Genomic DNA, 1,260 nt, shown 5'->3' with positions numbered 1-1,260 from the left:
CGTTCCCCTGTGGGGAAGCCATTCGCCGCCATGGGGCTCGCGGGGCTGGGTTTAAACCCAGCCCCTTAGGGGAGCGTGGGTCGCTGCGCCTGCGTCAAGGCTGAACCCTGCGGGCAGGCTACGCCTGGCCTTGACCCAGCCTCCGCTTAATGTTTCGTTAATTTTTTTCCATTATCATATGTTTCCTTTGAAAATTGAGTAATTCCTTATGCCAACTTATTATGACCATACGACCTTGGAAAACCTTAGCGTCGATGAAACAACAGAAGCTTTTATTGTTGCGAATGATGACGGCACTTACTTTTTACGTCTTTTACCGGCTGGGGTTCTACAAAATATATCTTGCGATATGTTAAGTAGACAAAAAACCTATTGGCCGATTAATCTGCCATTAACTTCCCCTGACAAAGTTGCAAATCTGTTTCCGGAGGGTGAGTTAAGAGGGGCGCCTTTGTCCCACGACGAAGTAGTTTCTTTCTTTGACCTTGACCCTCGAAATATCGAAGCAAAACCGTTTAAAGCTCCGCAAGAAATTTTACAGGCTCCAGAGGTTCTACAACCTATTTCAAGCCTATTCCCGCCTTTGAGATTACGTCCTCTGCCTTTTGGGCTAACACATGCTGAAGGACGAACTTCCCCTGAATGGGTTTCAATTAACACAAACGTACTGAATGGTCACATTTTTTCAAAAGAAAATTTTAAGTCTTTGGTTAATCTATCACACTCTAAATATTCAACTTTTTTCACACCTTATACTTCAAAAAATGATGTTCTCTCGGATCTTAAAAATGTAGGAAAAAGCTCTTTAAAACTTTTTGTTTATCTTTGTATATCAGTCTCAGCAATAGATTTCTTATTTATATCTTTGTTCTTTTGGTCCTCATGGCATGATAAGCTTCCGGTAGAGGGCAGCAATCTTAACGAGAATATGAGTCGGAGTTGCCTTAGCCTTAAAGTGGCTCTTTATTCCACTTTGCTAGATTCTCTTTCCACTGTAGTAAATCCCTTTGTTAGTTTGTTATCTCTGATTGTCCGCTCAGGTACAACTATTGCTTTTGCGATGAGTAATAACCACGTGGAAAACGAGGCATACGTTGAACCAATAACACTGCTTGTTAGGTAGGGGTTTAGGTAAGCAAATTACCATTTATGCTGTGGCGTATTATGCGAATAATTACAATGAAAAACAAATAAGGATGAGTGAAACTACTGATTGGATTATTTTAGTGTATTCGTATGTATTATGTGAATAATCAACCC

The 1,260-nt window shown here is 40.9% G+C and carries 1 protein-coding gene; it reads left to right on the top strand.

Features of this window, described 5'->3' with window-relative positions:
- Positions 1–208: 208 nt before the first annotated feature.
- The gene (locus tag Lfee_RS03275; protein ID WP_058443865.1) at positions 209–1,123 is read left to right on the top strand and encodes a hypothetical protein; all 915 of its coding nucleotides are present in this window, start codon (positions 209–211) and stop codon (positions 1,121–1,123) included.
- The last annotated feature ends 137 nt before the right edge of the window (positions 1,124–1,260 follow it).

The sequence above is a fragment of the Legionella feeleii genome (genome assembly GCF_001467625.1).
GTDB classification, from domain to species: domain Bacteria; phylum Pseudomonadota; class Gammaproteobacteria; order Legionellales; family Legionellaceae; genus Tatlockia; species Tatlockia feeleii.
This window is presented reverse-complemented; position numbering and strand designations above follow the sequence as displayed.